Source organism: Marinobacterium mangrovicola (assembly GCF_004339595.1).
Lineage (GTDB): Bacteria > Pseudomonadota > Gammaproteobacteria > Pseudomonadales > Balneatricaceae > Marinobacterium_D > Marinobacterium_D mangrovicola.
Window position 1 is genome coordinate 19,661 of the sequence record NZ_SMFU01000014.1, and the last position, 16,444, is coordinate 36,104.

A 16,444-nucleotide genomic window follows, 5' to 3' on the forward strand; every position below is an offset into this window, starting at 1 on the left:
AAGTTTACTTGAGATGGCTAAGACGGATTTCACGGTTCAGAGCGAGAGCACGTCGATCCGCTCCATGGTCTGTACGCCGCCGTTTCCGTTCTGGTTTTCTTCGTCTGATTCGGCACGAAACTCCGCACGGGCGTCGGCATCGACGATACCGTGCGGGAATCCGAGCTGCAGACCTTTAAAGTCAAACAGTTCGGTATCGGCCAGATGGGATGGAACCACGTTGCACAGTGAGCGGAACATGGTTTCGATCCGCCCCGGGTGCTGTTTGTCCCAGTTATTCAGCATCTCCTTGATCACCTGGCGCTGCAGGTTTTCCTGCGAACCGCAGAGGTTACAAGGGATGATCGGGAACTCCTTGAGCTCCGCGTATTCGGCAATATCCTTTTCGCGGGCGTATGCCAGCGGACGGATCACCATGTTCTTGCCGTCGTCGGAGACCAGCTTCGGCGGCATCGACTTCAGCTTGCCACCATAGAACATGTTGAGGAAAAAGGTTTCCAGGATATCGTCGCGGTGATGACCCAGCGCGATCTTGTTGGCACCGATCTCATCGGCAAAACCGTACAGCGTGCCGCGACGCAGGCGCGAGCAGAGACCGCAGGTGGTTTTACCCTCAGGCACCACTTCCTTAACGATGGAGTAGGTGTCGCGCTCGACGATATGGAAAGGCACGCCGATCTTTTCCAGGTACGCCGGCAGAATGTGCTCGGGGAAACCGGGCTGTTTCTGGTCCAGGTTCACCGCCACCAGCTCGAAATCCACCGGCGCGCTTTTCTGCAGGTTCATCAGGATATCCAGCATGGCGTAGGAATCCTTGCCGCCGGACAGGCAGACCATCACCTTATCGCCCGCTTCAATCATGTTGAAGGCTTCGATCGCCTGACCAACCTCGCGGCGCAGACGCTTCTGCAGTTTATTCGTGCGGGTTTTGCGCTTGCGCTCCGCTTCCACGGAGAGCTGTTCCGCCTGCGCTTCGGTTGGGTTTTCGCTGTGCATGCTGGTAGCCGTTGGATAAAAAGTTGAGTGAATCGGTTAACCGGATCGCTTCGAAAATCGCCCAGGGCAATTGCCGAGAAATCGAAAGGGGCGAAATTATAACCGAATCGCGCCTGTCTAACACGGTTGTGTTGGCGTAAGGATGATCAGGCAACTGCAGCTATTCGGCGGCAGAGCTCTGGGCAGATTGAGGGGCAGCTTGTGAATCAGATTCCGAGCGTATCGCCACGGGTCCCAGCCAGCCAATTTCGATGGCGGTGGCCGAGCCGATAATAGCGTGGCTCAGGCTTGGCGGCAGCAGCGACCAACCCGGCGTCACCTGCACCCGACCACCCATGATCTCAGCGCGTTGCTGCGGAAACAGAGGCTCTTTTACCGGGTCCGCAAAGCCATCGGGCCAGAGCGGCTTGCCGGTTTTCATATCGTATTTATCGCTGGCACCCAGGGTGTGGAGCAACTCGTGGGCGGCGACAAAGTTATTGATCCCCTGATGCTCAGGGTCGGCATAACCGTTCACCAGCCCGATGTTACCCTTCTGCAGCCCCAGCGAATGCTGCTGCCCCTGGGGATTACCCGGCGCGTAAAAACTCATAAAAATACGCACGTCAGCATCGCTGGCCTGCCAGCCGTCCTGCCACCAGACCCAGAAGCGCATCTTGATCGCCCACCAGAGCGCCTCGACAATACTTGCCTCTTCCGGCGTTTCCGGCGGCAATGAATCGATGGGGGGCGCGAGATCCACCCTCACCGGCGCACGCAGCGGAATCCGGTAACGGTAGCCTTCACGGGCGAAAAAGGTCTCGATATCGTCAAAGCTAGTATCGTCAAGCTGGTCCACGTAGACCTGAGTTGGCGCACGACCATCGGCATTGATCGGGTAGATGCGCACCACCACCGGGTTATGCCAGTCCACACTGCGGGTACTGGACAGCAGTAGATAGAGCGCCAGTATCATTACCAGCACCAGCAAGAGAAAGACGCGCAACCAACCGAGTATGGAATATCGTCGCATCAGGTCACCCAGCTTCATAACTGAATCAGACCCGCCACCGCCAGATATCGCGCCAGCTTGCCCAGCCCAATAAGCAGCACACTGCTGCGCCAGGAAAAACCGATCCAACCGGCGACCAGGCAGAGCGGATCGCCAATGATCGGTAACCAGGCCAGCAACAGCGCGGCCGGGCCATAACGTTTCAGCCGCTGCTCTGCACGACGGTGACGCTCTGAAAGTATGCGAAGGGGATAACGCCGGCGCAACCAGACGCCCATGACGAAGGTCAGCATGCTGCCGAGAAGATTGCCGGCGCTGGCTACCAGCACCGGCAACAGCCATTCACCGCGCTGGGATACCTCCCAGGCCAGCAACGCCTCGGAGCCGCCGGGCAGTAACGTCGACGAGATAAAAGCGCTGAGAAAAAGGCCAGCAAGCGAATACTCCGCCCAAAGTGCCTCCATCAGCGCCCTTCCTCCATCAAAAAGAGCCCTGCATCAAACGCGATCCAGCCCCTGGGCGATGCAGCGTAGCACGCCGTATTCATAGGCGCCGGCCAGTGCCTCGTGCACCACCTTCAGCGAGCCACCTTTATGCCGGCGGTGCTCAAGAATAGTCTGCTCGATCTGCGCACGCTCTGGCGCAGGGAGTTCCACCACCTCATCGACACCGATAGCGCCCTTGCGGATCGCCGCGGCCAGATGGCTATAGATGGTATTCGGCGAGAGCTTTTGCTGACGCGCCACCTGCTCCACGGTCATACCACTGCGGTAAAGCATCAGTGTCTCTTCCGCCTGGTTGTCACCGTCATCCGCCGGGGCGGCCTGATGTTCGGCGATCAGCTCGAGGAAGGGGTCGCCATACTGGTTCAGCTTGCGCTCACCGACGCCATTGAGGCGACGCAGCTGCACCGGCGTCAACGGCCGGTACACCACCATCTCCATCAACGTGGCATCGTGGAAGATGACGTAAGGCGGTACATCCTGCTCATCGGCCAGCCGCTTGCGCAGCGCCTTGAGCTCGTTCCAGAGTGCATGATCCTCCGCATCCAGCTGCTGCTGGGACGCCTTGCTCTTGCCGCCAGACAACTTGGGGCCTGCACTTTTGGTGCGCAGATCGCGACGCAGCTCCAGGGTTTCTTCACCGCGCAGCAGCGCACGGCAGCTCTCCGACAGCTGCAGCGCACCGTGGCTGGCTTCCACCTTCAGATAGCCACGGGCCACCAACTGGCGGAACACCGAACGCCACTGGTTACGATCCAGCTCCTTGCCGATACCCCAGGTGGACAGCTGCTCGTGGCCGCGCTGGCGGGATTTATCGGAACTCTCGCCCAGCAACACATCGATGATGTAATTGACGCCATACATCTGGCCACAGCGGAACACCGCCGACAGCGCTTTGCGCGAAGCCTCGGTGCCATCCCAGACTGGCACCGGCTCCAGGCAGGTATCGCAGTTGCCGCAGGGCTGATGATCCGGTTCGCCAAAATAGGCCAGCAGTGCCTGGCGCCGGCAGCTGGTGATCTCACACAGACCGAGCATCGCTTCCAGCTTCTGCCGCTCCACCTGCTTGTGCACCTCGTCGGCCTGGGAGCCTTCCAGCATCTGCCGCAGGAAGATCACATCCTGCAGACCGTAAACCATCCAGGCGTCGGCGGGCTCGCCATCACGACCGGCGCGGCCGGTTTCCTGGTAGTAGGCCTCCACCGATTTAGGCAGATCCAGGTGTGCCACAAAACGGACATTGGGCTTGTCGATCCCCATGCCGAAGGCGATGGTGGCCACCATGATGATCGACTCTTCAGTGAGGAAACGGTGCAGGTGGTGCTGTCGCAGCTCCGGCGACAGGCCCGCATGGTATGGCAGCGCATTGAAACCACGCTCACTGAGCCAGGCGGCGGTATCCTCCACCCGCTTGCGCGACAGACAGTAAACGATGCCTACATCCTGAGCGTGCTCATCGCGCAGAAAACGCAGCAGCTGTTCACGGCCACGGTCTTTCTGGCCGATGCGGTAACGAATATTGGGACGGTCAAAACCGCGGATAAAGCGCGCCGCGTCGGTGAGCTCCAGGCGATCGATAATCTCCTGGCGGGTACGGGCGTCGGCGGTGGCGGTCAACGCGATTCGCGGCACACCGGGGAAGAGTTCACGCAGGCGGTTGAGCTGCATGTACTCCGGCCGAAAGTCGTGTCCCCACTGAGATACGCAGTGCGCCTCGTCGATGGCAAAGAGTGACAGTCTGGCGCGCTGGAACAGCGCCAGCGAACGCGGCTGCAACAACCGCTCCGGGGCGATGTACACCATATCCAGCTCGCCGGCGACCAGCTTTGCCTCGGTGGCCTGAAGCTGTTCCAGCGGCAGTGAGGAGTTCAAACAGCCGGCGCGGATACCCAGCTGTGATAGCGCATTGACCTGGTCCTGCATCAGTGCGATCAGCGGGGAGATAACCACACCCGTGCCTTCGCGAACCAGCGATGGCAATTGGTAACAGAGGGATTTGCCCCCGCCGGTGGGCATGATAACCAGGCTATCCTGACCTGCCAGCAGCGCCTCCACAACGGCGTCCTGCGGCGGGCGAAAACTCTCGTAGCCGAATACCTCGGCCAGTATCTGCTGTGCGCGCTCAATCATGCGGCGCATTATCCGCGAAGCGGGCCTTCAAGTCATCCAGAGAGCGCAAAGAAGCGGTTGAAAGCGGTACCAGTAGGCGGTTTTAGAGAGTAGAATCGGCCGCACACCGATCTATCTGGATGCACGCCCATGACCGCTCAAACCGCACTTATCACCGAAGACGAACTGGATATCCTCGAAGAGTTTCTGTTTTCGTCCGCCGTCTCGGAAGAAGCTCTCGACCTGATCAGCGCCCACGGCCTGCTGTGCGCGATCAATATTTCACCGGTCGAGGTTCCGGAAAGTGAGTGGCTTGAGCTGCTGTTTGATGGCGAACCCAAGTGGGAATCCGATGCCCAGAAGAGCCAGATGCTCGAGCTGCTGCGCAAGCTCTACCGCACCATCGGCAGCGACCTCTACTCCGACCAGGAGATCCTGCTGCCCTGCGAGCTGACGCTGGAAACAGAAGACGATGAAGAGCTGCCGGAGATCACCCTCTGGGCGCAATCATTCATGGAAGGCGTGTTCCTGCGTGAAGAGGAGTGGTTCGGTGATGATGAAGAATCCGTAGCCGGTCTGCTGCTGCCGATCATGGTCGCATCGGAGCTGTTCGATGACACCGAAATCACCGATATCCGCAAGGATCGCGCCCTGTCCGAAGAGATGTGCGAGCAGATCCCGGAAGTGCTGATCGACCTGTACCTTAACTTCCACGCGCCGGAGAAATAACTCCGGCCCGTTTTGTCGCAGGAACCCCGCCATGCTGATCGTCAAATTGATTTTCGCCGACAAACAGGAGGAGCTAAGCCGCTTCTCCGCCCTGCCCCAGGCCGGGCAGGCGATGCGTATCGATGAGCTCACCTACCAGGTGATCAGTGTGGATCGGGCGCTCAGCAACACCGATCCGGACGGGCCCGACGCTATCGTCAAGCTGTCCGCCGGCAGCGCTGAAAGCACGGATCAGCAGATTCCCGTTGTTCAGCCCAGCCGTCGCCATCCGGGCTGAGATCCGTTTTGAATAGCCTGACAGAACCGGTTCAGCTGGCTTCGCCGAACGGGTCCTGATCTGCCGGGTAATGTACCGCCAGCCAGACGGTCGGGAAATCCGGCGTGGTCCAGCCAACGCGGTGACGACAGCCTGCCGGTATATTCAGCGAGTCTCCCTCTCTCAGCTCCGCACTCTTGCCCAGTCCCGCATCCTCGGTAGCATCGAAATCGATACGTGCAGCACCGCGCAGCACCATGACCCACTCATTTCTATCCTGCTCACACCAGCCGATCTCCGGTGAACTCTGGCCATGGGATACGATCCTCTCAATCTCCACGCCCTTTGCGCCGGCCAGCGCTTCGAATACCTCCGCCGTCGATGCGTCCGGCAGGTTCGTCAACAGATTGTTAACCTGGGTCAAAATTGCCTCCCTAGTCCAGCGTTCAATGGCTGGCACTTTTATCAATGTTTCTATACTGAAATACTATCTATTCAGTTCAGTTTGAGACTCGACTATTCACCCAGCATAACAGTATGGAGTCAGGAATGACGGACAGGCAGTGCATCCTCGCACTTGATCAGGGTACCACCAGCAGCCGGGCCATACTCTTCGATGACCAGGTCAACCAACTGGCGTCAGCACAGCAGGAGTTCCCTCAGCACTATCCGCAAGATGGCTGGGTGGAACACGATCCCATGGATATCTGGCATTCATCGCTGACCGTGGTCAGGAGAATGCTCGACTGGGCGCGAGAGAACGATTACCGGGTCTGCGGTATCGGTATCACCAACCAGCGTGAAACCACGGTGGTCTGGGACAAACGTACAGGTCGACCGGTCTACAACGCCATTGTCTGGCAGGACCGGCGCACGGCTGAGTACTGTGATCATCTCAAGCGAGAAGGTGTCGAAGAGGAACTTCAGGCACGCTCCGGCCTCCTGCTGGACCCCTATTTTTCCGCCAGCAAGATCAACTGGATACTGGATCACAACCCGGACAACCGCGCCCGGGCGGAACGTGGCGAGCTGCTGTTTGGCACCATCGACAGCTTCCTGATCTGGAAACTGACCAGCGGCGCCTCTCACCTGACCGACGCCACCAACGCCTGCCGCACCAACCTATATAACATCCATCGGGGGGCGTGGGACGAGCGCCTGCTGGAGCTGTTCCGGGTGCCGGTCAGCATGCTGCCCGAGGTGCGCGACTGCGCCGACCACTTCGGCACCACCGATGCTTCCCTGATCGGCCAGTCGCTGCCGATTCTCGGTGTTGCCGGCGACCAGCAGGCGGCCAGTATCGGCCAGTGCTGCTTTTCCAAGGGCGATATAAAAAGCACCTACGGCACCGGCTGCTTTGTACTGCTGAACACCGGTGACGAGGCTGTCACATCCTCGCAACGTTTGCTCACTACCGTGGCCTACCAGCTTGATGGCAAGCCCAGCTACGCGCTGGAAGGTTCGATCTTCGTCGCCGGCGCCGCCGTGCAGTGGCTCAGGGATGAACTGGGTATCATCCGCAACGCCGCCGAGACCGAAACCCTGGCCCGCTCCATCGACAGTAATAAGGGTGTCTACCTGGTGCCGGCGTTTACCGGCCTCGGTGTGCCCTACTGGCAAGCCGATGCCCGCGGCGCGCTGTTCGGTCTGACCCGTGGCAGTGGCCGGGCCGAGATCGCCCGTGCAGCGCTGGAGGCGATGGCCTACCAGACCAGCGATCTGTTCAAGGCGATGGCGGCGGACGGCATTACACCCGCCACGTTGCGCGTGGATGGCGGCATGGTCGCCAACGACTGGATGCTTCAGTTTCTGGCAGACATCCTCGATACCACCGTTATCCGACCTAAAATCGCGGAGACAACCGCTGTCGGCGCCGCCTATCTCGCTGGTCGTCAGGCCGGACTCTACGGGGATTTCGAGGCCTTCACCGAACTCTGGCAGTGCCAGCGCCAGTTCGAGCCTGCCATGCCGGATGAACAGCGCCAAAAACTGCTCAGCGGCTGGGCCGATGCGATCAAGCGTGTACTGAAGTCAGCGGAATAAAAAGAGTTTCAGGGAGCGATCATATTTTGAGTTTAAGAAGCCGCAATATTGCGCGTCTGCAATCGGGTCAGTTCGATGTTTTAATTCTGGGTGGCGGTATCAATGGTGCGGTGTCTGCAGCGGCACTGGCCGCACGCGGTGCCCGCGTGGCACTGATCGACCGGGGCGACTTTGCCGGCGAAACCAGTTCCAACAGTTCCAACCTGGCCTGGGGCGGCATCAAGTACCTGGAGAGCGGCGAATACCTGCTGGTCAACAAACTCTGCCGCAGCCGTAACCAGTTGATGCGCGCCTACCCTTCCACCGTGCGGGAGATGCGCTTCCTCGCCTCGGTGGAAAGCGGCTTTCGAAAACCGCCCTGGATGCTCTACGCCGGTACCCTGCTCTACTGGCTGCTCGGTCGGGGCAAAACCCGGCTGCCGGAGATCATGGGGCCTTCCCGCCTGAAAGCGCGGGAGCCGGTTATTAACACCGCCAATACCCAGGCAGGCGTGGAATATTCCGACTGTTATCTGCACGACAACGATGCGCGCTTCACCTTCAACTTCATCCGCAGCGCCATGGATTGCGACGCCAGCGCCGCCAACTATGTGGAGTGCCAGGAGCTGAGCCGATCAGACGATCTCTGGCACGCCAACGCTCAGGACCTGGAGTCCGGCAAAACGCTGCAGATCAAAGCCCGGGCCGTGATTAATGCCTGCGGCCCCTGGACCGACCAGATCAACCAGCGCAGTGGCCAGCCCACCCGCCACCGACATCTATTCTCCAAGGGGATCCATCTGATCGTCGAGCGGATTACCGACAGCAACCGAATACTGACCTTCTTCGCCAGCGACGGCCGCCTGTTTTTCGTCATCCCCATGGGGCCGAAAACCTGCATAGGTACCACCGATACCCAGGTGGAGAACCCAAGGGCAGAAGTCAGCGATGAAGACCGCCAGTTCGTGCTCGATAACGCCAATTCGCTACTCAACCTGCCGCACCCTCTGAGCCGGGAAGATATTATCGCCGAGCGCTGTGGCGTGCGTCCGCTGGCCGTCAGCAACGGCGACGGCAAGCAGGCAGACTGGGTCAAACTGTCCCGCAAGCACGCCATCGATGTGGATGAACAGAATCGTCACCTGAGCATTTTCGGCGGCAAACTCACCGACTGTATCAATGTGGGTGAAGAGATCTGCGACATCATCAGTGGTCTGGATATCGAGCTGCCCTACCCGAAACAGATCTGGTATGGCGAGCCGCATAAAAGCGTTTATGCGGAATATCTGCACCAGGCGCGGCTGATGAACCTGGATGGCATGACGCCCGGCTCATCCAGCGAGAAACTGACCTCCCGCCTCTGGCGCCGTTACGCCGCCAGCGCTTTGGAGCTGCTGGAGGGGATTCGTGAGAATCCGAGCTGGGGTGAGTTGTTGATCGACAACGCCGAATACCTGCGTGGCGAGGTGGAGATGGCGGCGCGTCGGGAGATGGTCACCCGGCTGGATGACTTCCTGCGGCGCCGCTCGAAGATTGCCCAGGTCGTGCCCAAAGACGCGCTGGCTGACGCCCCAGGTCTGAGAGAAGCCTGTGTCATTCTGTTTGGCGACCGGGCCGAAGAGAAACTCGCCGAGTATCTCAAGGCCCATGCCGCTGAACCTGTTCCTGCGGAATCTACAGAGAACTGAGCGCTGCGCGCCTGACCTGGGACACACTCATCAGGCGCTCGGCGAACTCCTCCAACACAGCGATGCCGGAGCTTTTTGCATCCACACACCAGTCATGCAAGGCGCGGCTCAAGCGCTCACTGGAGCGCCCCGGCAGCGTCCAGATCTCACGCAGCCGATGCTGATATTCATACACCGTGGCCAGACGCGTGCTCAGGGACAGCGACGAATCCACCCGTGAGCGCTGCGCCGCGTTGAGACGATGTTTCTCCCTCAGCAGCAGCCAGCGACTGCGGCGCAACAGTTCACGGCTGGCACGGCTGCCGATGCGCCGCTCCTGTTTGAGAATCGGCAGCACCACCTGACGGGCGTAAAGACGTAGCAATTGAAGCCGGTTCAGCGCAGCGTCCGGCGCCAACGGCAGTTGCCGGATCATGCCGGCACTACGTACCTCCGCCAGACCTAGAACGGTGAGGCAACGGATATAGAACCAGCCGATATCAAACTCGAACCAACGGCAGGAAAGCCTTGCCGACGAAGGCGCCGCATGATGGTTGTTATGCAGCTCTTCACCACCGATCAGTAGTCCCAGCGGGCTGATATTGCGCGATGCATCGCCGGTCTCGAAATTGCGATAACCGAGGAAATGGCCGACGCCGTTAATGACCCCCGCCGCCCAGAAGGGAATCCACACCATCTGCACCGCCCAGAGCGTAAGTCCGATGGCGCCGAAACAGAGAACATCGATCACCAGCATCAGGCTGATACCCAGGTAGGGAAAACGGCTGTAGAGCTTGCGCTCGATCCAGTCATCCGGCGTGCCCTTGCCATAGCGCGCCAGCAGTTCGGGATCATCCAGAGCGCCACGGTATAGCTCGGCGCCGCGCCAAAGTACGCAGGAAATCCCTTTAACCTGGGGGCTGTGGGGATCGTCATCGACATCGCAATGAGCGTGATGCTTGCGGTGAATCGCCACCCATTCGCGGGTGACCATCCCGGTGGTCAGCCAGAGCCAGAAACGCATCAGGTGCGAAGGTACAGGATGCAGGGAAACCGAGCGATGTGCCTGGCTGCGATGCAGAAACACGGTCACGGAAACAATCGTCAGATGGGTTAGCAACAGAACGACCGCGATATAGCCCCACCAGGGCAGGTCAAAAAAGCCTGTCGGCATGGAAAACTCCGGTTTGGCGGTTCACGAATCCGCACCCACAACGTTTGCGGGCAGGGTACGTCTCAACAGCAGTGTCTAAATATTAGTCACCACAACCGGAGTCTGTGTTCACAGATTAATTAAATTTCGGGTTTATCGACCCCCATCCGGCGCAGTTTGAGCATCAGCCGCAGGCGTTGACCAAAGACGTTAATCATAAGACCGAGCAAAATCAGAACGATACCCAGAGTCTGCGACAGGCTGACCGATTCCCCCAACACCAGCCAGGCCGTGAGCAGCCCCACTATCGGCACCAGCAGGGTCAACGGCGCCACCGTGGATGCCGGGTAGCGGCTCATCAGGAACGCCCAGCTGCCGTAGCCAAACAGCGAGGCAACCGCCGCCAGGTATAACAGCGAGGCAACCGATTTCCAGCTCATACCGGCCAGGCTGTCCATGATCAGCGTCGGGCCTTCGAGCCAGAGCGACAGCAGAAAGAACGGAATCGGCGGCACCAACGCCCCCCAGACCACCAGGCTCATCAGATTGATCGGGCCAAGCTGCACGATATGGCGATTGACGATATTACCCATCCCCCAACTGGCGGCTGCCGCCACGGTCAGCAGAAAGCCGATCAGTGTCATATCCGCGGTCGGCGTCGCCTCGGCCAGGAAAAACAGGCCCGCTACGGCAACCACCAGCGAGATCAACTGCGGCAGATGCAAACGCTCGCCCAGGAACAGCAGGGCAAACAGCATGGTGAACAGCATCTGCGACTGCAGCACCAGCGATGCCAGGCCCGCCGGCATGCCGAAATACATGGCACTGAACAGGAAAGCGAACTGCCCCAAACTGATAAAACCTCCATAGGCCAGCAGCAATTTCAGCGGGATTTTAGGCGGTTTGAAAAACAGGATCGCCGGGAATGCCACCAGCGAAAAGCGCAGCGCGCCGAGCAGCATCGGCGGCAGCTCATCGAGGCCAAAGCGGATAACAACAAAGTTTAACCCCCAGCCCAGCACGATCAGCAGAGCGAGGCCCCAGTGTGAAATACTCAAAACAGCTCCGAACCGGCGCATAACGCCGGGAAAAATGATCGCCCCGCGACGGAGATATCAGGCAGGATAGTGAATCAGGTTATGAAATACCGCCGGTTCCCGGCCCAGGTTACGGTAACCGTGGGGGCGGTCAGCGGCAAAACGGATGGCGTCACCCTCAAGCAACAGCTTCCACTGCCCCTCGATCAACAGCTCCATCTCACCTCTTAGCAGCACTACATGCTCGGTAACGCCCGGCGCATGGGGCTCAGAGCTGCGAGTATAGCCAGGCATCAGGGTCAGTTCGAACATTTCAAAGCCCAGTGCCGCATCGTAGGGAAAGATGGTCGCAACCAGCATCTGATCCACCGCCGGCTGATGTCGCAACTCGTCCGCCTGACGCACAGCCCCCTGATCTTCCGGGTCAGGCTGCTCAAGAAAGTCAGACAGAGCGGCATTGAAGCCGGTTGCGATCTTCCATAGCGTTGCTACCGTCGGGCTCGACTCACCGCGCTCGATCTGCCCCAGCATCGCCTTGCTGACGCCGGTACTGCGGGAAGCCTGGTCCAGGCTCCAACCCTTGGCCTTACGACGCTGCTTCAGCGCCTGTGCCAGATACTGACCCGGTTCTTTCATGCCGTCTCCTGCAAAAGAGCACTGAATAGCAAAATTGTTGTGCGCTATAACGCTCAAGCGTATCCTTTGGCCATATTGTGCGCTATAGCGTTCGCCATTTCCAAGCCAGCGGCGCTGAAAAGCTGTTTGTCGTCGCACAGATTAATAAGCAACTAAAACTCTCGACCGCAATCATCGACCCTATACATTGGTAAGCATCATGCGTTTTACGCCCAGCCTCTCTCATATTTCAGCCGGTTTTGTCGCGGTACTGGTGGGCTACACCAGCTCAGCTGCGATTATCTTTCAGGCCGCATCGGCCGCAGGCGCCAGCGCTGCCGAGATCAGCTCCTGGCTCTGGGCCCTGGGTATCGGCATGGCACTCACCAGCGGCGGCCTGTCGCTCTATTTCAAAACCCCGGTACTCACCGCCTGGTCTACGCCGGGCGCTGCACTGCTGGTGACCGGCCTGTCCGGCCTGAGCCTGAATGAAGCGGTAGGCGTGTTCCTGTTCAGCTCCGCGCTGATCACTCTGTGCGGTATCACCGGCTGGTTTGATCGCCTGATGAAACAAGTGCCCGCGCCTCTTGCCGCCGCCATGCTGGCGGGCGTGCTGTTCCAGTTCGGTCTGCAGCTGTTTGGCGCCATGGAAACGCAACTGCTGCTGGTAGGCGCCATGCTGCTGACCTATCTGCTCGGCAGAATCCTGCTGCCTCGCTACGTGATTCCGCTGACGCTGGCGGTGGGCCTGTTGATCGCTGCGCTGCAGGGAATGCTGGAGGTGGAAACCCTGAGCTGGGAGCTGGCCCGCCCGATCTGGACCTGGCCGGAGTTTTCGGTGCCCGCGCTGATCGGCGTTGGCGTACCGCTGTTTATCGTCACCATGGCATCGCAGAACGTACCGGGCCTGGCGGTACTGCGCGCCAACGGTTATGAAACGCCCGCCTCGCCGTTGATCACCAGCACCGGTCTTACCGGTCTGATCCTGGCACCGCTGGGCGGCTTCGCCTTCAACCTGGCGGCAATCACTGCGGCAATCTGCATGGGTAAAGAGGCGGATCCAAACCCAAAGCGGCGTTACCTGGCATCCGTCTGGGCGGGCTTTTTCTACCTGCTGACCGGTATTTTCGGCGCCACGGTAGCCGCCCTGTTTGCCGCCTTCCCGGCACAGCTGGTCATGGCGATTGCGGGTCTCGCGCTGCTCGGCACCATCAGCGGCAGCCTGTCGGCGGCACTCAAGGATGACGAGGTGCGTGATGCAGCACTGATTACCTTCCTGGCCACGGCATCAGGCATGACACTGGTGGGAGTTGGCAGCGCATTCTGGGGATTGGTTGCGGGGTTGGTGGCTTACCACCTGCCACAGGTCGTAGCAGCAACACGAAAATAAGGCGGGTGATCGCGGCGGGGCGCCGCTCCTGCGAAAAATAGCCGCGGCGGCGCCCCAAACCGACTTACATTTTCAGCCGTTCGCGATCCGCTGCAATCAGCGGGTATTCGCTCTCATCACCGATCACGTTCTCATGCTCGGCGAACAGCGGTTTCGAGCGCATGTAACCCACCAGCAGACTGGCCACCGATTCCAGTGAACCTATATGGGTGCGCTCCCAGCCATGGGAGGCATCCAGGGCGAAGCAGATCAGCGCGGTGCGGATATCGTTACCCGCTTCCAGCGCCGACGCGGCATCGCTGCGGTAGTAGAGGAACACATCGCGGCTGAACTCCACCTCTTCGCGTTTACAGATGCTGATCAGGTGCTGGGTCAGCGGACGGTCGAACGGACCACTGGAATCCTGCATGGCGATGGTAACGCCGTACTCACAGGTGTTCTGCTCCGGTGCGATGGTGCCGTTATCGATGGAAACCATCTCGGCGATATCACCATGCAACACATGGGATGCGCCTACACCCACCTCCTCCGAGATGGTGAACAGCAGGTGGCAGTCCAGCTCCGGCTTTTCACCGGCATCCACCATCGCCTTGGCCGCCGCCAGCATACTGGCAACGCCGGCCTTGTCATCCAGGTGGCGGCCGTTGATGTGCCCGCTGTTACAGAACTCCGGCTTGGAATCCACGGAGACAAAGTCACCCACACGGATCCCCATATCCCAGAGCTGATCGATCTGATTCACCGGCTCGTCGATACGGATCTCCAGGTTGGACCAGTCCGAAGGCTGCTCATCGACCCCCTTGTTGTAGGTATGACCCGAGGCTTTCAGCGGCAGAATCGTCCCGGTATAGACCTGGCCGTTATCGCAATGCACCTTCACCCGCGCGCCCTCGGCAAAGCGGGCGTTCCAGTGGCCGATTGGCACCACGCGCAGGCGCCCTTCCCGTTTCAGCCCTTTTACCATGGCGCCCAGGGTATCCAGGTGCGCGGCGATGGCACGGCGCGGGGAATCATTTTTGCCGGGGATAATGGCTCGGATCGCACCGCGCCGGGTCAGCTCGTAACGGATATCCAGCTTTTCCAGCTCGCCACAGACGTAACGCACCGCGTCGTCGGTCATGCCGGAGGGGCTGGGTGTCAGCAGCAGATTCTTCAGCTGCTCCTTGAGGTATTCCTGATCAATTTGCAGTTTGGTCACTTATTGCTCCGTTCTTTCTGGCTGCGGGTGTGGGGAAAGAGTAGATCGACAAAGCACTCCACCGTGGGCTGCGGCTCATGGTTGGCCAGCCCCGGGCGCTCGTTGGCTTCGATGATGGCGTAATCGGGCCCACTCACATCAGGCACCATGAAATCGAGTCCCACCACCGGGATTTCGATCGCTTTGGCAGCGCGAATGGCCGCCGACGAGAGGACCGGATGCAGCTCTCCGGTCACATCATGAATGGTGCCTCCTGTATGCAGGTTAGCCGTGGTTCGCACCTGTAGCCACTCACCACGGGGCAGGATGTCGTCAAAACGGTAGCCGGCACGAGCCACACAGCGCTCGGTTTCGGCATCCAGCGGAATGGTACTTTCACCGTCTGTCGCCGCCGCACGGCGCCGGCTCAAACGTTCTATCAGTTCGCCAATGGTCTGATCGCCATCACCGATAATCTTGGGTGGACGACGTACAGCCGCCGCCACGACCTTGTAGTCGATGACGATAATGCGCAGGTCTTCGCCTTTGACGCACTGTTCGAGCAGCACCTTGTCACAGTAGAAGCGGGCCGAATCCACCGCCTTGCTCACCTCATCGAGGCTACTCAGACCGACCTGGATCCCCCGCCCCTGTTCGCCGCGGGCCGGTTTGACCACCACCGCCTGATGGCGCGAGAGAAAGTTTTCGATGCCGGCTTCATCACTGACCACCAGCTGCTCCGGCACACGCAGCCCCTCTTTCTGCAGCAGGCGACGGGTGACCGCTTTATCGTCGCAGCGGCTCATGGCCACCGCGGAGGTCATCTCACTGAGCGATTCCCGGCAGGTGACCCAGCGCCCGCCCAGCGACAGGCGGAAAAAGCCACCCTCAGCATCCAGTACTTCGACACCGATACCACGCCGCCGCGCCTCCTTGGTAATCAGACGCGCGTAAACATTGAGCTCCTCTTCCGGATCCTGACCGATAAACAGCTTCTCGTTGATCGAGTTCTTGTGTTTAAGGCAGTAGACCGGCACCTGTTCAAAATTGAGCTTGTCATAGAGATGGATGGCGGCATGGTTATCGTGCATCACCGACAGATCCATGAACGCCCGGCCCCGGTCACGCATCAGCTCGATCAGCGCGCGCGAAAGCCACTCGCCCACGGAGGGGATCTGCGCCTGGGGATCGCTGACCAGCGCCCATAGGCTGCAGCCGTTATCCGGGTCGTTGATCGCTTCACGATGGTCAACGCCGGTGACCACACCGATGATTTCGCCGGAGGCTACCTCTTCAGCCACCAGCACCGTCAGCTCCGGCTTGTCCGGTAGTTTGGAGTAGAAGCCGTCATAGGCGGGGACCATGTGCCGCGCCATATGCAGGCGGTTGATACGGCGCTGGTCATCCTCAGCGGTTATCTCCCGGATTCGCATACCCTCGGGAAGATCGTCACGCTGTTTGTAATGAGTGAAATCCAGCCGATAGGTCAGCGATGGATCCATAAATAGATCCTGGGGTGCGTAGGAGAGCACCACGTGCGGCTCACGCACATAAAGCGCTATATCGCGCCGTCCCTCGCGCTCCTTGCGCAGCAGCTGCGCCAGCTTCTGCGGATCGCGGAAGGTCTGGCCGAAAATCAGCCTGCCCCAGCCGCAGTCCAGTGCCACCTCTTCGCGCATCTTTTCACCGGGCAGATCCAGAGGATCGCCCCAGTGTTTCAGCGATGCCATGGCCGAGGGGTCCATCGGGTTCTGCCGCTCTTTCTGTTGCGCGCTATCCTGTTCCGGTTTTTTGGTCAC

Annotated in this window: 15 protein-coding genes; 5 read left to right on the plus strand and 10 right to left on the minus strand. The window is 59.8% G+C overall.

The window, feature by feature from the left end:
- Window positions 1-36: 36 nt before the first annotated feature.
- From ttcA to recQ, 4 genes are all read right to left on the minus strand, one after another.
- Window positions 37-996, minus strand: coding sequence for a tRNA 2-thiocytidine(32) synthetase TtcA (ttcA, locus tag CLV83_RS20995; protein WP_132297492.1), 960 nt, complete (start codon window positions 994-996; stop codon window positions 37-39).
- A 160-nt stretch (window positions 997-1,156) separates the two neighbouring features.
- Window positions 1,157-2,008 carry a zinc metalloprotease gene (locus CLV83_RS21000; protein ID WP_132297495.1) on the minus strand — a complete coding sequence of 284 codons (852 nt, stop codon included), beginning with the start codon at window positions 2,006-2,008 and terminating at the stop codon, window positions 1,157-1,159.
- Window positions 2,009-2,022: 14 nt separating this feature from the next.
- The gene (locus CLV83_RS21005; RefSeq protein ID WP_132297498.1) at window positions 2,023-2,451 is read right to left on the minus strand and encodes a YqaA family protein; all 429 of its coding nucleotides are present in this window, start codon (window positions 2,449-2,451) and stop codon (window positions 2,023-2,025) included.
- Window positions 2,452-2,484: 33 nt separating this feature from the next.
- Complete coding sequence (gene recQ, locus CLV83_RS21010) at window positions 2,485-4,620, minus strand: DNA helicase RecQ (protein WP_132297501.1); 2,136 nt, start codon at window positions 4,618-4,620, stop codon at window positions 2,485-2,487.
- Window positions 4,621-4,749: 129 nt separating this feature from the next.
- On the opposite strand from recQ, the gene CLV83_RS21015 reads away from it, so the two are divergent.
- Window positions 4,750-5,328 carry a YecA/YgfB family protein gene (locus CLV83_RS21015; protein ID WP_132297504.1) on the plus strand — a complete coding sequence of 193 codons (579 nt, stop codon included), beginning with the start codon at window positions 4,750-4,752 and terminating at the stop codon, window positions 5,326-5,328.
- Between the two features lie 31 nt (window positions 5,329-5,359).
- Window positions 5,360-5,605 carry a hypothetical protein gene (locus tag CLV83_RS21020; protein ID WP_132297507.1) on the plus strand — a complete coding sequence of 82 codons (246 nt, stop codon included), beginning with the start codon at window positions 5,360-5,362 and terminating at the stop codon, window positions 5,603-5,605.
- A gap of 31 nt (window positions 5,606-5,636) precedes the next feature.
- On the opposite strand, the gene CLV83_RS21025 is transcribed toward CLV83_RS21020, so the two are convergent.
- On the minus strand, window positions 5,637-6,008 hold the full coding sequence (locus CLV83_RS21025) for a cupin domain-containing protein (protein ID WP_132297510.1): 372 nt from the start codon (window positions 6,006-6,008) through the stop codon (window positions 5,637-5,639).
- Between the two features lie 125 nt (window positions 6,009-6,133).
- Here CLV83_RS21025 and glpK point away from each other — a divergent pair, with 125 nt between their 5' ends.
- Window positions 6,134-7,627 carry a glycerol kinase GlpK gene (gene glpK, locus CLV83_RS21030; RefSeq protein WP_132297513.1) on the plus strand — a complete coding sequence of 498 codons (1,494 nt, stop codon included), beginning with the start codon at window positions 6,134-6,136 and terminating at the stop codon, window positions 7,625-7,627.
- Window positions 7,628-7,653: 26 nt separating this feature from the next.
- A complete protein-coding gene (locus tag CLV83_RS21035) occupies window positions 7,654-9,294 on the plus strand; it encodes a glycerol-3-phosphate dehydrogenase/oxidase (RefSeq protein WP_207894980.1) in 1,641 nt (546 codons plus the stop codon).
- Here CLV83_RS21035 and CLV83_RS21040 read toward each other — a convergent pair.
- The 3 genes from CLV83_RS21040 to CLV83_RS21050 all read right to left on the minus strand — a co-directional run bounded on the left by CLV83_RS21040 (window position 9,281) and on the right by CLV83_RS21050 (window position 12,099).
- On the minus strand, window positions 9,281-10,447 hold the full coding sequence (locus tag CLV83_RS21040; protein ID WP_132297519.1) for a DesA family fatty acid desaturase: 1,167 nt from the start codon (window positions 10,445-10,447) through the stop codon (window positions 9,281-9,283). The genes CLV83_RS21035 and CLV83_RS21040 overlap by 14 nt on opposite strands.
- A gap of 119 nt (window positions 10,448-10,566) precedes the next feature.
- A complete protein-coding gene (locus tag CLV83_RS21045) occupies window positions 10,567-11,505 on the minus strand; it encodes an EamA family transporter (protein WP_132297522.1) in 939 nt (312 codons plus the stop codon).
- A 36-nt stretch (window positions 11,506-11,541) separates the two neighbouring features.
- Window positions 11,542-12,099: a helix-turn-helix domain-containing protein gene (locus tag CLV83_RS21050; protein ID WP_132297525.1), complete on the minus strand. Its 558-nt coding sequence runs from the start codon at window positions 12,097-12,099 to the stop codon at window positions 11,542-11,544.
- Window positions 12,100-12,298: 199 nt separating this feature from the next.
- Here CLV83_RS21050 and CLV83_RS21055 point away from each other — a divergent pair, with 199 nt between their 5' ends.
- Window positions 12,299-13,468, plus strand: coding sequence for a benzoate/H(+) symporter BenE family transporter (locus CLV83_RS21055; RefSeq protein WP_132297528.1), 1,170 nt, complete (start codon window positions 12,299-12,301; stop codon window positions 13,466-13,468).
- 64 nt (window positions 13,469-13,532) lie between these two features.
- On the opposite strand, the gene CLV83_RS21060 is transcribed toward CLV83_RS21055, so the two are convergent.
- Together CLV83_RS21060 and ngg are read right to left on the minus strand one after the other, a co-directional pair.
- Window positions 13,533-14,666 carry an osmoprotectant NAGGN system M42 family peptidase gene (locus tag CLV83_RS21060; protein ID WP_132297531.1) on the minus strand — a complete coding sequence of 378 codons (1,134 nt, stop codon included), beginning with the start codon at window positions 14,664-14,666 and terminating at the stop codon, window positions 13,533-13,535.
- Complete coding sequence (gene ngg, locus CLV83_RS21065; protein WP_207894981.1) at window positions 14,663-16,444, minus strand: N-acetylglutaminylglutamine synthetase; 1,782 nt, start codon at window positions 16,442-16,444, stop codon at window positions 14,663-14,665. Before ngg ends, CLV83_RS21060 begins: the two co-directional genes overlap by 4 nt.